The 16,550-nt window shown below is 63.4% G+C and carries 13 protein-coding genes and 1 pseudogene; 3 read left to right on the forward strand and 11 right to left on the reverse strand.

Translation table 11 applies throughout. From position 1 onward, the window contains the following. Nucleotides 1–143 precede the first annotated feature (143 nt). Nucleotides 144–1,232 (forward strand): annotated as a pseudogene (locus AC58X1_RS11025) (methyl-accepting chemotaxis protein); the annotation flags it as partial. Then, nucleotides 1,224–2,087 carry a methyl-accepting chemotaxis protein gene (locus AC58X1_RS11030; RefSeq protein WP_375140263.1) on the forward strand — a complete coding sequence of 288 codons (864 nt, stop codon included), beginning with the start codon at nucleotides 1,224–1,226 and terminating at the stop codon, nucleotides 2,085–2,087. The pseudogene AC58X1_RS11025 and the gene AC58X1_RS11030, both read left to right, overlap by 9 nt. A gap of 41 nt (nucleotides 2,088–2,128) precedes the next feature. Here the strand turns inward: AC58X1_RS11030 and AC58X1_RS11035 are convergent, their stop codons facing one another. The 7 genes from AC58X1_RS11035 to pip form a co-directional block, all read right to left on the reverse strand. Beyond that, a complete protein-coding gene (locus AC58X1_RS11035) occupies nucleotides 2,129–2,863 on the reverse strand; it encodes an amino acid ABC transporter ATP-binding protein (RefSeq protein WP_101322925.1) in 735 nt (244 codons plus the stop codon). Further along, nucleotides 2,856–3,818: an amino acid ABC transporter permease gene (locus AC58X1_RS11040; RefSeq protein WP_150571204.1), complete on the reverse strand. Its 963-nt coding sequence runs from the start codon at nucleotides 3,816–3,818 to the stop codon at nucleotides 2,856–2,858. Before AC58X1_RS11040 ends, AC58X1_RS11035 begins: the two co-directional genes overlap by 8 nt. Nucleotides 3,819–3,897: 79 nt before the next feature. Continuing rightward, nucleotides 3,898–4,695, reverse strand: a complete 798-nt coding sequence (locus AC58X1_RS11045) for a transporter substrate-binding domain-containing protein (protein WP_101322924.1) — start codon at nucleotides 4,693–4,695, stop codon at nucleotides 3,898–3,900. Between the two features lie 280 nt (nucleotides 4,696–4,975). Beyond that, complete coding sequence (gene mdoH, locus AC58X1_RS11050) at nucleotides 4,976–7,540, reverse strand: glucans biosynthesis glucosyltransferase MdoH (protein ID WP_101315667.1); 2,565 nt, start codon at nucleotides 7,538–7,540, stop codon at nucleotides 4,976–4,978. Beyond that, nucleotides 7,533–9,248, reverse strand: a complete 1,716-nt coding sequence (locus AC58X1_RS11055; protein ID WP_308812237.1) for a glucan biosynthesis protein G — start codon at nucleotides 9,246–9,248, stop codon at nucleotides 7,533–7,535. The genes mdoH and AC58X1_RS11055 overlap by 8 nt, the downstream gene beginning before the upstream one ends. Before the next feature lie 263 nt (nucleotides 9,249–9,511). After that, nucleotides 9,512–9,949 (reverse strand): D-aminoacyl-tRNA deacylase, encoded by a 438-nt coding sequence (gene dtd, locus AC58X1_RS11060; protein WP_101315663.1) that lies wholly within the window; start codon nucleotides 9,947–9,949, stop codon nucleotides 9,512–9,514. Then, nucleotides 9,946–10,917, reverse strand: a complete 972-nt coding sequence (gene pip / locus AC58X1_RS11065) for a prolyl aminopeptidase (protein WP_101315661.1) — start codon at nucleotides 10,915–10,917, stop codon at nucleotides 9,946–9,948. The genes dtd and pip overlap by 4 nt, the downstream gene beginning before the upstream one ends. A gap of 186 nt (nucleotides 10,918–11,103) precedes the next feature. Here pip and AC58X1_RS11070 point away from each other — a divergent pair, with 186 nt between their 5' ends. Further along, entirely contained in the window at nucleotides 11,104–11,391 is a 288-nt protein-coding gene (locus AC58X1_RS11070; protein ID WP_497428837.1) for a hypothetical protein, read from the forward strand. Here AC58X1_RS11070 and hutG read toward each other — a convergent pair. From hutG to hutH, 4 genes are all read right to left on the reverse strand, one after another. Then, on the reverse strand, nucleotides 11,388–12,191 hold the full coding sequence (gene hutG, locus AC58X1_RS11075) for an N-formylglutamate deformylase (protein ID WP_497428838.1): 804 nt from the start codon (nucleotides 12,189–12,191) through the stop codon (nucleotides 11,388–11,390). The genes AC58X1_RS11070 and hutG overlap by 4 nt on opposite strands. A gap of 10 nt (nucleotides 12,192–12,201) precedes the next feature. Next, the gene (gene hutI / locus AC58X1_RS11080) at nucleotides 12,202–13,407 is read right to left on the reverse strand and encodes an imidazolonepropionase (protein ID WP_497428839.1); all 1,206 of its coding nucleotides are present in this window, start codon (nucleotides 13,405–13,407) and stop codon (nucleotides 12,202–12,204) included. Nucleotides 13,408–13,422: 15 nt separating this feature from the next. Next, nucleotides 13,423–14,826, reverse strand: a complete 1,404-nt coding sequence (locus tag AC58X1_RS11085) for an amino acid permease (RefSeq protein WP_497428840.1) — start codon at nucleotides 14,824–14,826, stop codon at nucleotides 13,423–13,425. A gap of 155 nt (nucleotides 14,827–14,981) precedes the next feature. After that, the gene (gene hutH / locus AC58X1_RS11090; protein WP_181088392.1) at nucleotides 14,982–16,514 is read right to left on the reverse strand and encodes a histidine ammonia-lyase; all 1,533 of its coding nucleotides are present in this window, start codon (nucleotides 16,512–16,514) and stop codon (nucleotides 14,982–14,984) included. Between the last annotated feature and the right edge of the window lie 36 nt (nucleotides 16,515–16,550).

Here is a 16,550-nt window from a genome sequence, read left to right on the forward strand (position 1 = left end):
CCGAACTGCGTGCGGCCTAGGAATTTTCCTAGGCCTCGCAGTGAACTTTCCTACAGGATTTGCAGGTCAAGTCCTACAACCTCCGCGCCGATGAGCAGGCATGGCCACAGTCCGTGGTCATCTTGAATGGACGGAGGTATGCCATGTTCGGCTTTATCAATCGCACGCTCGGCAACCTGAGCGTCAGGCTCAAGTTGGCGCTGGGCTTCAGCGTGGTGCTGCTGCTTACCCTGGCCACCACAATAAGTGGCTGGAACGCCCTCGACGGCGCCATCAGTCGCTCGCAACAGCTCAGCGAAATCACCCGTATCAATGACTTGAGCAAGGACTTGCGCGCAGAGCGGATCACCTACCGGGTGCTCGCTGACGAGACCAGCAGGACGCGCATCAGTGCCATCATCGAGCAGCTCGAGAGCATGCTCGCCACCCTCCAGCAACGCAGCTCAGTCGACCAGTCACGCCAGCTGCTCACGCAAAAACTGGATCAGCTCAAGCGCCTGCGCGAAGACTTCGGCCTGCTCCAGCAAGCCGTGGCCAAACGCGGCCAGCTGCGCGTCGGTATGCAGCAGCAGGAACACACGCTGGGTGAGGCCATCGACGAGTTGCAGAACCAGACCCTGCTCAAGCTCTCGGCCGATGGCCAACAGAGCAACCTGATCAGCCTCATGGACAGCTTTTCGCGGCATGTCGAGGGTGCCAACCAGCAAAGCCTGCTGCCGGCCTATACCTACTCGCCGCTGGAGGCCTTCGCCAAGGTCGGCGACTCGGCGTTGGCCGCCGCCGACAGTACGCTTGCGCAATTGCGCGGTGCCCTTGCACCGTTGGGCCTGCCGCGCGCCCTGAGGGAGCGGCCAGGCACCGAGCTGGCGCGCTATCGCAGCAGCCTCGAGCAGTACCGCAGCGCTGCGATCGAGGTGGAGCAACTGCACGACAACATGGAGAAACTCGGCGACCAGCTGAGCGCCGCCAGCGTTGCCCTGGCCAAGCAGAAGATCGAGCAGCGCGACCATGAGGCGGTTGAAGACCGCTCGCTGCTGACCAGCGTCGCCTTGTTGGCCTTGGTGGTCGGGGTAATCGCCGCCTGGTTGATCACCCGCCAGATCATCCAGCCCCTGCGCCAGACCCTGGCCCAGGCCGCGCGTATTGCCCGCGGCGACCTCAGCCAACTGGACACGGTTGAGCGGCGCGACGAGCTGGGCCAGCTGCAGGCCAGCATGCGCGACATGACCGTGAGCCTGCGCGAGCTGATCGGCGGCATCGATCAGGGCGTCGGCCAGCTCTCCAGCGCTGCCTCGCAACTGGCTGTCGCCAGCCAGGACACCAAGGCGCGGATCAACCAGCAGAAGGAGGATACCGACCAGGTCGCCACGGCCATGAACCAGATGAGCGCCACCGTGCAGGAGGTCGCGCAGAACGCCGAGCACGCTGCACAGGCGGCCACCAGTGCCGATCAGCAGGCGCAACAGGGAGATGCGGTAGTGACCCTGGCCGTGGCTGAGATCGAGCAGCTGGCCGCGCAGATGGACCACTGCCTGGAGGCCATGCACCACCTCGCGGCAGAGAGCCAGCGCATCGGCAGTATTCTGGATGTGATCAAGTCAGTATCGGTCCAGACCAACCTGCTGGCCTTGAACGCCGCCATCGAAGCAGCGCGAGCTGGCGAGGCGGGCCGTGGCTTTGCCGTGGTTGCCGACGAAGTACGCGGCCTGGCGCAACGAACCCAGCAGTCGACCGAAGAGATCGAGCAGTTGATCGACAACCTGCACAGCGGTACCGATCAGGTCACGCAACTGCTCGACGACAGCAAGCAGCTCACCGAGCGCAGCGTCGAGCTGAGCCGCAAAGCCGGCGATGCCTTGGGCCAGATCACCCAGACGGTGTCCAATATTCAGGGTATGAACCAGCAGATCGCCACTGCCAGCGAGGAGCAAAGCGTGGTCGCCGAGCAGATCAACCGCAGCGTGCTGAGCGTACGTGATGTGTCCGATCAGACCAGCGCGGCGAGTGAGCAGACCGCCGCCTCAAGCGGCGAGCTGGAGCAGCTGGGCCGGCAACTGCGCAGCATGGTCGGTCGCTTCAGCCTGTAACCCGAGCCCGTCGCCAGTCCGGCTGGCGACGGGCCCTGCGCTTACAGCACCTGGCGCAGGAAAGCCTGAGCGCGCGGGTCTTTGGGCGAATCAAAGAACGCCGCCGGTGCCGAATCTTCCAGCAACTTGCCATGATCGAAAAACAGCACGCGGTCGGCCACTTCGCGGGCAAAGCCCATTTCGTGGGTCACGCAGACCATGGTCATGCCTTCTTTGGCCAAGGTCTTCATCACGTCGAGTACCTCGCCGACCATTTCCGGGTCGAGCGCCGAGGTCGGCTCGTCGAACAGCATCACCTTCGGCTCCATCGCCAATGCGCGGGCAATCGCCACGCGCTGCTGCTGGCCACCGGACAGCCGCGACGGGAATTCGTTGGCCTTTTCGGCAATCCCGACCTTGTCCAGCAACGCCCGTGCCTTGGCCTCACGCTCGGCCTTGTTGCGTTTGCGCACGACCTTTTGCGCCAGGCACAGGTTCTCCAGCACGGTCATATGCGGGAACAGGTTGAAGTGCTGGAAGACCATGCCGACTTCGCGGCGATAAGCATTGATGTCGGTTTTCGGGTCGGCCAGCGGTATGCCGTTGATCGACACGTGGCCGGCATCGAAGTGCTCGAGGCCGTTCAGGCAGCGCAGGAAGGTCGACTTGCCCGAGCCCGACGGGCCCAGTACTACCACCACTTCGCCCTTGGCTACACCGGTACTGACGTTATCCACCGCGCGCACCATCTGGCCGCGGGTGTCGAACACTTTCAACAGATCACGGACTTCAATCACTTTGCGCAAGCCTCCGCTCGAGCCGGCTGGCGAGGTGCGACAGCGGCAGGTTGATCAGCAGGTACAGCCCTGCCACGCAGAACCAGATTTCAAAGGTCGAGAACGAGGTGGTGATCGCTTCGCGCCCGCTCTTGGTCAGTTCGGTGATGGCGATCACCGAGACCAGCGAGGTGTCCTTGACCAGGCTGATGAACTGCCCGGCCAGCGGCGGCAACACCCGCTTGAACGCTTGCGGCAGGATCACATGGCGCATCGACTGGCTGGCATTCAGGCCCAGCGAGCGCGCGGCTTCGTTCTGCCCACGGGCAATCGACTGCACCCCGGCACGCACGATCTCGGCCACGTAGGCGCCGGTGAACAGCGCCAGCGCGGCCACCCCGGCGAACTCGCGCGAGAGGTTGAGCACCGTGCCGATGAAGAAATAGAAGATGAAGATCTGCACCAGCAATGGCGTGCCGCGTACCAGCTCGACGTAGACCGTCGACAGATCGCGCAGGGTCGGATTGTTGGACAACCGGCACAGCCCGGCAAACAGGCCGATCACCAAGCCCAGCGCCCCGGACACAACCGACAGCCACAGCGTGGTCCACAGGCCCCAGGCCAACGGCCCGGCCGCCCAATGGCGGGTGACACCGATCTGGTCGCCTTCGGCAACGTCATCGCCGCGGCTCAGTTGCAGGCTGTCTTTGACCACGTCCAGTACTTGCTGCTCGCCGTCTTCACCCTTGAGGGTAACGCGTGCGTTGTCGCCCTGGACTACGATCTCGGCAACCGTGCCATAGCTGGCGGCGCGCTGGGCTTCTTCAGCCTGGTAGGCGAAATACTGCGGGACGCGGTTCCAGCGCCACTCGTAGGCCATCATCGACGTGGCGAGGTACAGGCTGATGGCCAGACCGACCAGCACCAGCGCGGTCAGCCCGTGCCAGGGCCACTGGGCTTTCTTGTGTTTGATCACGTGGGTACTTCCGTAAATGCGAACGCGCAGGGTTTGCCTGCGCGTCGGGGGTCAAAGCCTGGGCTTGTGGCCTGGGCCCTTATTCCATTTCCTTGAGCCAGTCCTTGTTCTTGAACCACTTGTCGTGGATCCGATCATAGGTGCCGTCGTGCTTGATCTGGTGCAGGAAGTTGTTGATGAAGTTGATGCTGTCGTAGTCGCCTTTCTTCAAGCCGAATGCCAGTGGCTCGTAGGTGAAGGGTTCTTCGAGGAACAGCAGCTTGCCAGCGCCGGCCTTCTCGACCGCCACCACGTTGTAAGGGGCGTCGTAGACAAAGGCATCGGCCTTGCCGTTGACCACGTCCATGACCGCTTCCTGCTCGTTGTCATAGCCGTGGTACTTGGCTTTGCTGATGAGCTTCTTGGAAACCATCTCGCCGGTGGTGCCGAGCTTGGAGGTGATGCGGTACTTGTCGCTGTTCAGGTCCTTGTACGACTTGATCTCGCCCGCCAGCTCCTTGCGGATCAGCAGGGTCTGGCCGACCACGATGAACGGTTCGCTGAAGTTCAGGCGCAGGTTGCGCTCCTGAGTCAGGGTCATGCCGCTGCCGATCATGTCGAACTTGTTGGTCAGGAGAGCGGGGATGATGCCGTCGTAGGCGGTGGAGACGGTCTCCAGCTTGACGCCCATGGACTTGGCCATGGCTTTGAGGATATCGACTTCAAAGCCGATAATCTCGCCACGCTTGTTGGTCATCTGGAACGGCATGTAGGTGGGGTCCATACCGACCCGCAGGGTGCCGCTCTTGACCGCATCGTCGATGGCGCCGGCCTGGGCCGCAGTCACCGCGACCAGCGCCGTGACGCCGACCAGCAGTCGCGACAGGTATTTCTTCATCATCACCAAGTCCCCTAGCAAAGAAAGAGTACGAATCTTATTGTTGGCACGGCCGTACTGGCCTGCTCGGAATACCGGAAGCGATGCTAACGCATGCGCGGCTCGGGACCTAGAGCTGGGGGGGACTTTGTTGGCCAAAAAGAATGCGTATCTCGGGGGCCCTGGAGGGCGCTCTGCGCCCTTTTCGCGACACAAGGCCGCTCCTACACGGGATCGCGCTGTACCTGTAGGAGCGGCCTTGTGTCGCGAAAAGGGCCGCAGCGCGGCCCTCAGGGTTGTATCAGGCGCCGACCAACGTCGGCTGCCCATCACCCTCGGGATGCAACGGCAACAACGGCGAATGCGGATCGCTGTTGATCGAACTGCGCCAGGCGTCGATCCAGGCTGCATGTTCGCCAGCCCAGACCCGCTCGTGCAGACGCGACAGCGCGACCGGGTCGCTCAACAGCGCCAGGCGCGTATTGCCATCCAGCGCGGCCGGGCCGACTTCCAGCGCCTTGGCGATGCGCTCTTCACGCAGTGCCTCGATCGCCGCCGACTGGCCATGCCGGGCAGTGCCCATGGCGCAGGCCAGCGCATTCTGCCGCGGGTCGACCACAGCCCGCACGAAGCCGTCGTTCAATGCATGCCAACGGTTCTCGTGGGTGTACTGGTCAGTGGCGAGCAGCTCGGTTGGCGTGGCGTATTCCTCAGGAATCAGGAACAGCTTCTCGTCCTTGGCGCGCAGACCGAGGCCCACTCGGCTGGAAATCACCGATACCGGAATCGAAAGCATCAGCGAACCAACAATCGGCACCAGCCACCACAGGAAGCTTGGGTTGAGCCAGGCTACCAGCACCGTCCAGGCCACACCGAGCAGGGTCTGCGGACCATGCCGACGCACCGCTTCGCTCCACGGCGTGGAGTCGTCATCACGCTGCGGCGAGTTCCAGGTCGCTGCCCAGCCGAGGAACGCGGCAAGCACGAAGCGGGTGTGGAAGATCATCCGTACCGGCGCCAGCAACATCGAGAACAGCATCTCGATCAGCATCGACACGGTCACCTTGAAGCGCCCACCGAATTCGGTAGCGCCCTTGGCCCAGATCAGGATGATGCTCAAAAGCTTGGGCAGGAACAGCAACACCACCGTGGTGGAGAACAGCGCAATGGCCTTCTCCGGGTGCCATTGCGGCCACAGCGGGTACAGCTGGAACGGCTCAACGAAGTATTGCGGCTCCATCAAGGTGTTGGTCGCCAGCAACGCCGTCGACAGCACCAGGAAGAAGAACCACAACGGCGCGGACAGGTACGACATCACCCCGGTCAGGAACACCGCGCGGTGCACCGGGTGCATGCCTTTTACCAGGAACAGGCGGAAGTTCATCAGGTTGCCGTGGCACCAGCGACGGTCACGCTTGAGCTCGTCGAGCAGGTTGGGTGGCAATTCTTCGTAGCTGCCGTCCAGGTCATAGGCAATCCACACACCCCAGCCGGCACGGCGCATCAGCGCTGCTTCGACGAAGTCGTGGGAGAGGATCGCGCCGGCAAAGGCACCTTTACCCGGCAACGGCGCCAGCGCGCAGTGCTCGATAAAGGGCTTCATGCGGATGATCGCGTTGTGCCCCCAGTAGTGCGATTCGCCCAGCTGCCAGAAGTGCAGGCCAGCGGTGAACAGCGGGCCGTACACGCGGGTAGCGAACTGCTGCAGACGCGCATACAGGGTGTCCATGCCCGACGCCTTGGGCGCGGTCTGGATGATACCGGCGTCCGGGTTGGCCTCCATCAGGCGCACCAGGCTGCTCAGGCATTCACCGCTCATGACGCTGTCAGCGTCAAGCACGACCATGTACTTGTACTCGCTGCCCCAGCGACGGCAGAAGTCATCGAGGTTGCCGCTCTTGCGTTTGACGCGGCGGCGGCGGCGGCGATAGAAGATCCGGCCAAAGCCTTTGGCCTCGCGGCACACTTCAAGCCAGGCCTGTTGCTCGGCCACGGCGATATCCGGATCGTTGGAGTCGCTGAGTACAAAGAAGTCGAAGCGGTCGAGGTTGCCGGAGGCGGCGACCGACTCGAAGGTCGCGCGCAGGCCGGCGAATACCCGCGGCACGTCTTCGTTGCAGATCGGCATGACCAGCGCAGTACGCGCCTGGGCATCGATCGGCTCGTTGCCGGCACTGCTGCCGGAAATCTTGTACTTGTCGCGCCCGGTGAGCAACTCCAGGAAGCCCATCAAGGCGGTCCAGAAGCCGGCCGAAACCCAACAGAAGAGAATGCCGAAGAGGATCAGGATCGAGGTCTGCAAGGCATACGGCCAGACCTGCACCACGGTGTCCCACAGCGGTTGGCTGAACACTTCGTCAAGGTCGACGAACGACCAGCCCTGGTACGGCAGGATGCCCTTCATGTACCAGCCAGCAACAATCGTCTGGCCGAGCATCAAGGTCAGCAGGATGTAACGGCGCATCGAGCCGACCCAGCGCCAGCGTGCCGCCGGCAGCTCGCGCTGGGGTGGTTGCGGGGCGTTGGGGCGGCCGGTCATGCGCCGCCACATGCGCACCAGCACATTGGTCCGCCATGGCTCTGGCAACACCCGGGTGCGAGTGATCGGCGGAGCGATCTTCAGGCTCAGGTTGCCATTGCTGTCAACGCCGAGCATCTCGGCCTCTTCCATTTCGCCGGCACTGCCGACGGTCAGGCGGGCAGCCACCGACGCCTCGGCAGAGCCGGCGGCCGGATCGGCCGCCAGACGCTGGTGCAGCTCGCTGAATGAGTTGCAGTCGGCCAGTTGCGCGCGCTGCTCGTCACTCAGGGGCAGGTGGGCCAGATACTCGGCAACCGAGACTGGCCGTAGGTTCGAATTACTCATCGGCAGGCAACTGATAGGTCCAGGTCTCGGTCAACACTTTCTCGGTGGTGGCCGGGGCCGCAGGGGTGGCTGCCGCGTCTGCAGCAGGTTGCTCGGCAGGCTTTTCAGCCTTGGCATGCTTGGCCGCAGCCTTGGCATGCTTGCTGTCCTTGGCCGGTTTTGGCGCTTCTACCGGGACGTCCTGCAGCAGCGCTGCACGCATCTCGGTGGACTTCTTCGGATCCTGGATCTTCAACCGCAGGGTCAGGCGCCAGCCTTTGGTTTCCGGGTTGTAGCGCAGGTTGTTCTCAACCACCTCGGCATTGTCGCCAACGCTGATCTGGCTGCGCACGGTGCTGTCTTCAGGCAGAGCGGCAAGCACGGGACCTGCGAAATCGACCAGGAAGGCTACGCTGCCATCCGGCTGACGGATCAGGTTGGACTGCTTGACGTCACCGGTGGAACGCAGGGTCTGCTTGACCCAACCCAGATCAGGGGCCTGGAACTTGGCCTCGTCGATGGTCCAGTGCAGGCGATAGTTGTAATCCGCTGACTGGCCTGGCTCAGGCAGGGTTTCCGGGCTCCAGAAGGCAACGATGTTGTCGTTGGTTTCATCAGCGGTCGGAATCTCGACCAGATCGACAGTGCCCTTGCCCCAGTCGCCTTGCGGCTCGATCCAGGCGCTTGGACGCTTCTGGTAGTTGTCGTCGAGGTCTTCATAGTCGCTGAAGGCGCGGTGGCGTTGCATCAGGCCGAAACCACGCGGGTTTTCCACGCTGAAGTTGCTCACGGCCAGGTGGCGCGGGTTGTTCAGCGGACGCCACAGCCATTCACCATTGGCTGCATGGATCGCCAGGCCTTCGGAGTCGTGCAGGGCTGGGCGGTAGTTGAGCACTTTGGACGGCTGGTTAGGGCCGAACAGATACATGCTGGTCAGCGGTGCAACGCCCAGACGGCTGACGTGGTCACGCAGGTAGATGCGCGATTTGACGTCGACGATGGTGTCGTTGCCCGGGCGTACGGTCAGCTTGTAGGCACCGGTGGAGCGCGGCGAATCAAGCAGGGCGTAGATCACCAGGTGCTTGTCGGCAGGCTTGGGCTTCTCGACCCAGAATTCGGTAAAACGCGGGAATTCCTCACCCGACGGCAGCGCGGTGTCGATGGCCAGGCCACGTGCAGAAAGGCCGTAGGCGTGGCCCTTACCGACTACGCGGAAGTAGCTGGCGCCAAGCAAGGTCATGATTTCGTCTTGCTTGTCAGCCTTGTTGATCGGGTAGAGCACGCGGAAACCGGCATAGCCGAGGTTTTCCACGGTCTTGGCGTCGTGCGGCACGTCGCCGAAATCGAAACGACTGGCGTCGTACTTGATCTCTTCAACCTTGGAGGCAGTGACTTCGTTGATTTTCACCGGCGTGTCGAAGTGCATGCCCTGGTGATAGAACGACAGCTTGAACGGGGTCTTGTCCTGAGCCCACTCGGCCTTTTCCTGGAGGAAGCGGATCTTCTGGTAGTCGGCGTACTTCATGTCACGGAACACCGCCGGCAGATTGCTCTTCGGTGCTTCGTACTTCTGACCGGCCAGATCCTTCGCCTTGGCGGCGACATCGTCAAGGTTGAATGCCCACAGCTGACCCGCGCTCAGCAGGCCGACCAAGGCCACGCCAGCCGCCAGGGCGGTACGCAACCGATTGCCGGGGATCTTTGGTGCATTACGGGGACTTACAATCACGAGCAACCCTCGCCGAAAACAGATCATGAAACCAACGGCCAGCTACAAATGCCGGGTTGGCGAGCACTGTTCGGACCCCGTAAGGGCTCAATGATTCCCCAAACGGCTCCAGACAGTCCTCAAGTCTTGGTACAACGAACCTGCGAACGCAGGTCCCTACAGCCGCGCGATTATCTAGCAGGCCGCGTGACAACGCATCAGGCGGCAACAACTATTTATCGTCAAAACCCTCTTGTTTTGTACAAACAAGCGGTTATTTCGCTTCAGATTTGTAACATAAATGTTACGGGGCCATCATTGACCAGATGGACCTGCATATCGGCGCCAAAACGGCCACTGGCTACATCGTCGTGTGACGCCCGCGCCTGCCCCATCAGATACTCGAACAATTCAGCGCCAAGTGCAGGTGGCGCGGCGGTCGAGAAGCCCGGGCGCATGCCACTGCGGGTATCGGCCGCCAGGGTGAACTGCGACACCAGCAGCAAGCCGCCGCCAATGTCCTTGAGCGACAGGTTCATCTTGCCATCGGCATCACTGAACACCCGGTAGTTAAGCAGCTTGTGCAACAGTTTGTCGGCATGCTCGCGCGTATCTGCAGGCTCGACCGCCACCAATACCAGCAAGCCCTGCTCGACCGCACCGACCACTTCGCCGGCAACTTCGACGCGGGCGTTCTGCACGCGCTGCAGCAGGGCCTTCACGCTTCTTCCAATGGCAGGTCAAGCAAGCGCCGGGCCATCTGGTCGGCGGCGCGCACCAGCGCGTCGGTGATACCCGGTTCGGACGCGGCGTGGCCGGCGTCGCGGATCACTTTCAGCTCGCTGTTGGGCCAGGCCTGGTGCAGCTCCCAGGCGTTGTCCAGCGGGCAGATCACATCATAGCGGCCATGCACGATAACCGCCGGCAGGTGGGCGATGCGGGGCATGTCGCGGATCAGCTGATCGGGTTCGAGGAAGGCATCGTTGGTGAAATAGTGGCATTCGATACGGGCAATCGACAGTGCACGCTGCGGCTCGGAGAAGCGATCGACCACCAGCGGATTGGGCCGCAGGGTGGCGGTGCGGCCTTCCCAGGTCGACCAGGCCTTGGCGGCGTGCATCTGCGCGATCTGATCGTTGCCGGTCAGGCGCTTGTGGAAGGCCGTGACCAGATCGCCACGCTCGTCGTGCGGGATCGGTGCGATGTAGTCCTGCCAGTAGTCAGGGAACAGCCGGCTGGCGCCTTCCTGGTAGAACCAGCGGATCTCTTGGGCGCGGGCGAGAAAGATGCCGCGCAGGATCAGCCCGTGCACGCGCTCGGGGTGCTTCTGTGCGTAGGCCAGGGCCAAGGTCGAGCCCCACGAGCCGCCGAACAGCACCCATTTGTCGATGCCCAGGTGCTCGCGAATACGCTCCATGTCCTCGACCAGGTCCCAGGTGGTGTTGTTTTCCAGGCTGGCGTGCGGGGTGGAGCGGCCACAGCCGCGCTGATCGAAGGTAATGATGCGGTACAGGTTCGGGTCGAAATAGCAGCGGCTCTGCGCGTCGCAGCCGGCACCCGGACCACCGTGGATGAACACCACCGGCAGACCTTCTGGCGAACCGCTCTCGTCGACATACAGCACATGCGGCGCTTGCACGGCCAGATCGTGACGGGCGTAAGGTTTGATCTGCGGGTACAGGGTCTGCATTGCGCACTCCATGAAGGGCTATTCTTCGGCTGCCGCCATCATAAACCCGAATCATGTCAGGGCGCATCGGCAACGCACGCTAACAGTCTGCGTCACCTGCGCAGTGCTACCGCCTTCAGGATAGCGACCCGCTCTTTCAACAGCCGGGAACACCCTAAGAAAATCCTGCATGTCGCCCTGCTGGCGTTGCTCGCGCCTGCTGCGTTCGCTGCTTCCGACGACCCGCGCCTGGAGCTGCGCAGCGCCATGCTGATGGCCGATGCGGCCCAGCAAGCCGCCGTAGCGCAGGGCTACAACATCGTCATCAGCGTGCACGACCAGCACGGCAATCTGAAATACCTGCGGCGCGACGCAGGCGCTGGACAGCGCTTTTGCCGCCGCTGGGGTGCAGGCTTACCAGGCGCCCGCGCCCGAGTGAAACCTGCGCCTGCCTGGTCTCGAGCAACTGCACAGCCCTGCGCCGTGCGCGTCTAGCGCGCGTACCGCGCCTGCCCCCAGGCAAGCATCACTTCGAGCAACTGGCGCAGCACTGCCTGAGTAGGCTGGGCCAGGTCTTCACGATAGGCGAACGGCTCGGTTTCGTTCATGTAGGTGCTCTGCGCCAGCTCCAGCTGCACGGCATGCACGTGTTGGTCCGGGGCTCCGTAATGACGAGTGATGTGCCCGCCCTTGAAGCGTCCATTGAGCACATGGCTGTAGCCCGGCACCTGGGCGCAGGTGCGCTGCAGCTGCTCGGCCAGCGCCGGGTCACAACTGGCGCCATTGAAGGTGCCGAAGTTGAAGTCCGGCAGCTTGCCGTCGAACAGGTGCGGGATGTGCGAGCGGATCGAATGCGCATCCCACAGCAGTGCATAGCCGAACTCTTCACGCAGACGCGCCAGCTCCTGGCGCAGGGTGTCGTGATAAGGGCGCCAGATCTGCTCGAGATACTCCGCCCGCTGCGCCGCAGACGGCGCAAGGCCGGCAACGAACAGCGGCTCGCCGTCGAACAGGGTGGCCGGAAACAGCCCGGTGGTGGCCCCGGCATATAACGGCTGGTCATCTTCTGGCCGATTGAGGTCGATGACGAACCGCGAGTACTCCGCGGCGACCACGCTGGCACCCAGTTCACGGGCGAAGTCATACAGCCGTGGGATATGCCAGTCGGTATCGGGCAAGCTGCGCGCCTGTTCGACCAGGCCGTCGCGCACGGCGGCGGTCAAACCGAGGCCGGCGTGGGGCATGCTGATCAGCAGCGGCAGGCGGCCTTGGTGAAAGCTCAATACGTTGTCCATGAGGCCTCGCTCAAAAAGTTGATTGCACACCGCCGCGCACTACCCGCTTGGGCAAGTCGCCGCCCAGCCAGTACGCGAGGTCGGCCGGGCGATCGATCTGCCAGGCGACAAAGTCGGCGACCTTGCCGGCTTCCAGCGTGCCGTGAGTGCTGCCCAGGCCCAGTGCCGTGGCGGCATGCGCGGTAACCCCGGCCAACGCCTCTTCAGGGGTCATGCGGAACAGCGTGCAGCCCATGTTGAGCATCAGCCGCAGCGACAGGCCAGGCGAGGTGCCAGGGTTGAGGTCGCTGGCCAGAGCGATCTTCACCCCGTGCCGACGCAGCGCGTCCATCGGTGGCAGCTGGGTTTCGCGCAGGAAGTAGAACGCGCCCGGCAGCAGCACCGCGACGGTGCCCGCCGCGGCCATGGCAATGGCGTCGTCTTCGGTCATGAACTCCAGGTGATCGGCCGACAGCGCCTGATAACGGGCAGCCAGGCTGGAGCCGTGCAGCGATGACAACTGCTCGGCATGCAGCTTGACCGGCAAGCCCAGTTCGCGGGCCTTGATGAACACCCGCTCGACCTGCGCCGGCGAGAACGCCAGGTGTTCACAGAAGGCATCGACCGCATCGACCAGGCCTTCGCCGGCCAACGCTGGCAGCAGCTCATCGCAGATGTGCTGGATGTAGTCATCGCCGCGCCCGGCATATTCCGGCGGCAAGGCGTGAGCGGCCAGGCAGGTGCTGCGCACGTTCAGCGGCAGCGCTTCGCCCAGACGCCGAGCGACGCGCAACATCTTGCGCTCGTTGACCAGGTCCAAGCCGTAGCCTGACTTGATCTCAAGGGTGGTCACCCCATCGCGCATCAACGCTTCGACCCGCTGCCGGGCGCTGGCCAGCAGCTGCTCTTCGCTGGCCGCGCGAGTGGCGCGCACGGTGCTGGCAATGCCGCCGCCCTGGGCGGCAATCTCGGCATAGCTGACACCCTGCAAACGCTGCTCGAACTCGCCACTGCGGTTACCGCCAAACACCGCATGGGTGTGGCAGTCGATCAGCCCCGGGGTGACCCAGGCACCGCCCAGATCGACCGTCTCCAGGTCGGCCTGTGGCGCCAGCTCGGCGCGTGGGCCGATCCATTCGATCAGCCCGGCGCGGGTGATGATCGCCGCATCCTCGATGATCGAATAGCTGCCGCCGACCATGCTTGCCACATGGCAGTGCTGCCATAACGTTGCCATACACTTCCTCCGTTACTAGCGGTGCAGCTCGGCCTGCTGCTCGGCCAACCGACCCTGACCTGCACGCGGCTTGCACCAGAGCAGGTAGGACGCGACCAGAAACATCACCCACACTACCCCGACCAGCAATGCGGCCTGAGTGTCCGGGAAGTAACCGAGCACACCAAAAATGAACACCATGAAGGCAATCGCCAGGGCCGGCCCATAGGGCCAGAACGGTACCGGGAACTTCAGACTGGCGACTTCCTCACGGCTCATGCTGCGGCGCATCGCCACTTGAGTGAGCAGGATCATCAGCCAGACCCAGACCGTGGCGAAAGTGGCGATCGAGGCGATCAGCAGGAACACGTTCTCCGGGATCAGATAGTTGAGCACCACGCCGATCAGCAGCGCCGCGCCCATCACTACCACCGTCAGCCACGGCACACCGTGTTTGGACAGCTGGGCGAAGCCACGCGGGGCATGGCCCTGCTGGGCCAGGCCGTACATCATGCGCCCGGCACCGAAGATGTCGCTGTTGATCGCCGAGACTGCCGCAGAAATCACCACTACGTTAAGCACAGCAGCAGCCGAACCGATGCCCAGGTTGCTGAAGATCTGCACGAACGGGCTGCCTTGGCTGCCGATCTGCGGCCATGGGTACAGGCTCATCAGCACAAACAGAGTCAGCACGTAGAACAGCAGGATACGCAGCGGCACGGCGTTGATTGCCTTGGGGATGACTCGCTGCGGGTCTTTCGCTTCGCCAGCAGTGATACCGATGATTTCGATACCGCCAAAAGCGAACATCACCACGGCAAACGAGGCGATCACCCCGGCAATGCCGTTGGGCATGAAGCCGCCATGCTCGAACAGGTTGCTCACGCCGACCGCCGAGCCACTACCGACCTGGCCCATGCCGAAGGCCATGATGCCAAGCCCGGCGAGGATCATCGCGACAATCGCGCCGACCTTGAGCAGCGACAGCCAGAATTCCATCTCGCCGAACACTTTGACGTTGCACAGGTTGAGCCCGCCGATCAGGAAGACGATGCCCAGCACCCAGATCCAACGCGCCACTTCAGGGAACCAGAAGCCCATGTAGATACCGAAGGCGGTCACGTCGGCGATACAGACAATGATCATCTCGAAGGCGTAGGTCCAGCCCAGCACAAAGCCGGACATCGGCCCCAGGTAGGTACTGGCGTATTGGCCAAAGGAGCCGGCGACCGGGTTGTGCACGGCCATTTCGCCGAGCGCGCGCATGACCATGAACACGGCGGCGCCACCGATCAGGTAGGCCAGCAGTACCGCTGGGCCGGCCATCTGGATGGCTGAAGCAGAACCATAGAACAGCCCGGTGCCGATCGCCGAGCCGAGCGCCATGAAACGGATGTGGCGGGACGTCAGCCCGCGTTTTAGACCTTGAGATTGTTGCATGCTGCGTCCCTTTTATTTTTATGGACGGATTAGCGCGTTGGGGGCCGCTTTGCGGCCCTTCGCGGGTGAACCCGCTCCCACAGGTTACGGCGGCGCTGCAAATCCTGTGGGAGCGGGTTCACCCGCGAAGGCCTGCGCAGCAGGCCCCCAGCTTTTCACAGGCTTGGCAATACTCCAGCCGGCAACAACCCGGTCAGCGTGCCTTCGGCCAGCAGCGCGCTGGCCATTTCGATATCCGGCGAGAAGAACCGGTCACGCTCGTAGTGGGCAACCTTGGCACGCAGGGCGCGGCGCGCCTGCTCCAGCTTGGCCGAGGTTTTCAGGCCCTTGCGCAAGTCCAGGCCCTGGCAGGCACCGAGCCATTCGATGGCAAGCACGCCACGCGTGTTCTCGGCCATTTCCCACAGGCGCTTGCCTGCTGCCGGCGCCATCGACACGTGGTCTTCCTGGTTGGCCGAGGTCGGCAGGCTGTCGACGCTGTGTGGGTGCGACAGCGCCTTGTTCTCACTGGCCAATGCTGCGGCGGTGACCTGGGCGATCATGAACCCGGAGTTGACCCCACCGTTTTCGACGAGGAACGGCGGCAGCTGGGACATGTGCTTGTCCATCATCAGTGAAATGCGACGCTCGCTCAGCGAACCGATCTCGGCAATCGCCAGGGCCAGGTTGTCAGCGGCCATGGCCACCGGCTCGGCGTGGAAGTTGCCGCCGGAAATCACATCACCTTCGGCGGCGAACACCAGCGGGTTGTCGGAGACAGCGTTGGATTCGATCGCCAGCACTTCCGCGGCCTGACGCAACTGGGTCAGGCAAGCGCCCATCACCTGTGGCTGGCAACGCAGCGAGTACGGGTCCTGGACCTTGCCGCAGTTTTCGTGGGAGCGCGACACTTCGGTCGAGTCACCGAGCAGGTCACGGTAGCAGGCCGCGGCGTCAATCTGGCCGCGCTGGCCGCGCACTTCATGGATGCGCGCATCGAACGGCGAGCGCGAGCCCAGCGCGGCTTCGACGGTCAGGCCGCCGCAGGTGATCGCGGCGGCAAACAGGTCTTCAGCGTAGAAAAGGCCGCGCAGGGCATAGGCGGTAGACGCCTGGGTGCCGTTGAGCAAGGCCAGGCCCTCTTTGGCGGCCAGGGTCAGCGGTTCGAGGCCGGCCACAGCCAGTGCTTCGTTAGCTTCCAGCCACTGCCCCTTGTAACGGGCCTTGCCCTCGCCGAGCAGCACCAGTGACATGTGCGCCAGCGGCGCGAGGTCGCCGGAGGCGCCGACCGAGCCTTTCAGCGGAATGTGCGGATAGACTTCGGCGTTGACCAGGCTGATCAGCGCATCGATGACCTTGCGCCGAATGCCGGAGAAACCACGGCTGAGGCTGTTGATCTTGAGCACCATGATCAGCCGCACCAAAGCGTCGTCCAGCGGCGCGCCGATGCCTGCGGCGTGCGACAACACCAGTGAACGCTGCAGGTTCTCGAGGTCTTCACGGGCGATGCGGGTCGAGGCCAGCAGACCGAAACCGGTGTTGATGCCGTAGGCGGTGCGGTCTTCGGCGAGAATCTGCTCGACACAAGCGACGCTGGCATCGATCGCCGGGCCCGCGCTGTCATCCAGGCGCAGCTTGACGGGTGCGGCATGAATGGCGCGCAGCTGGGCCAGGGTCAGGGTACCGGGCTTGAGGGTCAGTTCGGTCACTTCGCTACTCCATTGGCGGGGCCCGCAGGCCCCTTC

The organism is Pseudomonas sp. PGPR N4 (genome assembly GCF_059693665.1).

Bases quoted from the DNA above. Each gene is read 5' to 3' on its own strand.
- AC58X1_RS11030 (WP_375140263.1), top strand. From the start codon at position 1,224: ATGACCGTGAGCCTGCGCGAGCTGATCGGCGGCATCGATCAGGGCGTC.
- AC58X1_RS11045 (WP_101322924.1), bottom strand. From the start codon at position 4,695: ATGAAGAAATACCTGTCGCGACTGCTGGTCGGCGTCACGGCGCTGGTC.
- mdoH (WP_101315667.1), bottom strand. From the start codon at position 7,540: ATGAGTAATTCGAACCTACGGCCAGTCTCGGTTGCCGAGTATCTGGCC.
- pip (WP_101315661.1), bottom strand. From the start codon at position 10,917: ATGCAGACCCTGTACCCGCAGATCAAACCTTACGCCCGTCACGATCTG.
- hutG (WP_497428838.1), bottom strand. From the start codon at position 12,191: ATGGACAACGTATTGAGCTTTCACCAAGGCCGCCTGCCGCTGCTGATC.
- hutI (WP_497428839.1), bottom strand. From the start codon at position 13,407: ATGGCAACGTTATGGCAGCACTGCCATGTGGCAAGCATGGTCGGCGGC.
- AC58X1_RS11085 (WP_497428840.1), bottom strand. From the start codon at position 14,826: ATGCAACAATCTCAAGGTCTAAAACGCGGGCTGACGTCCCGCCACATC.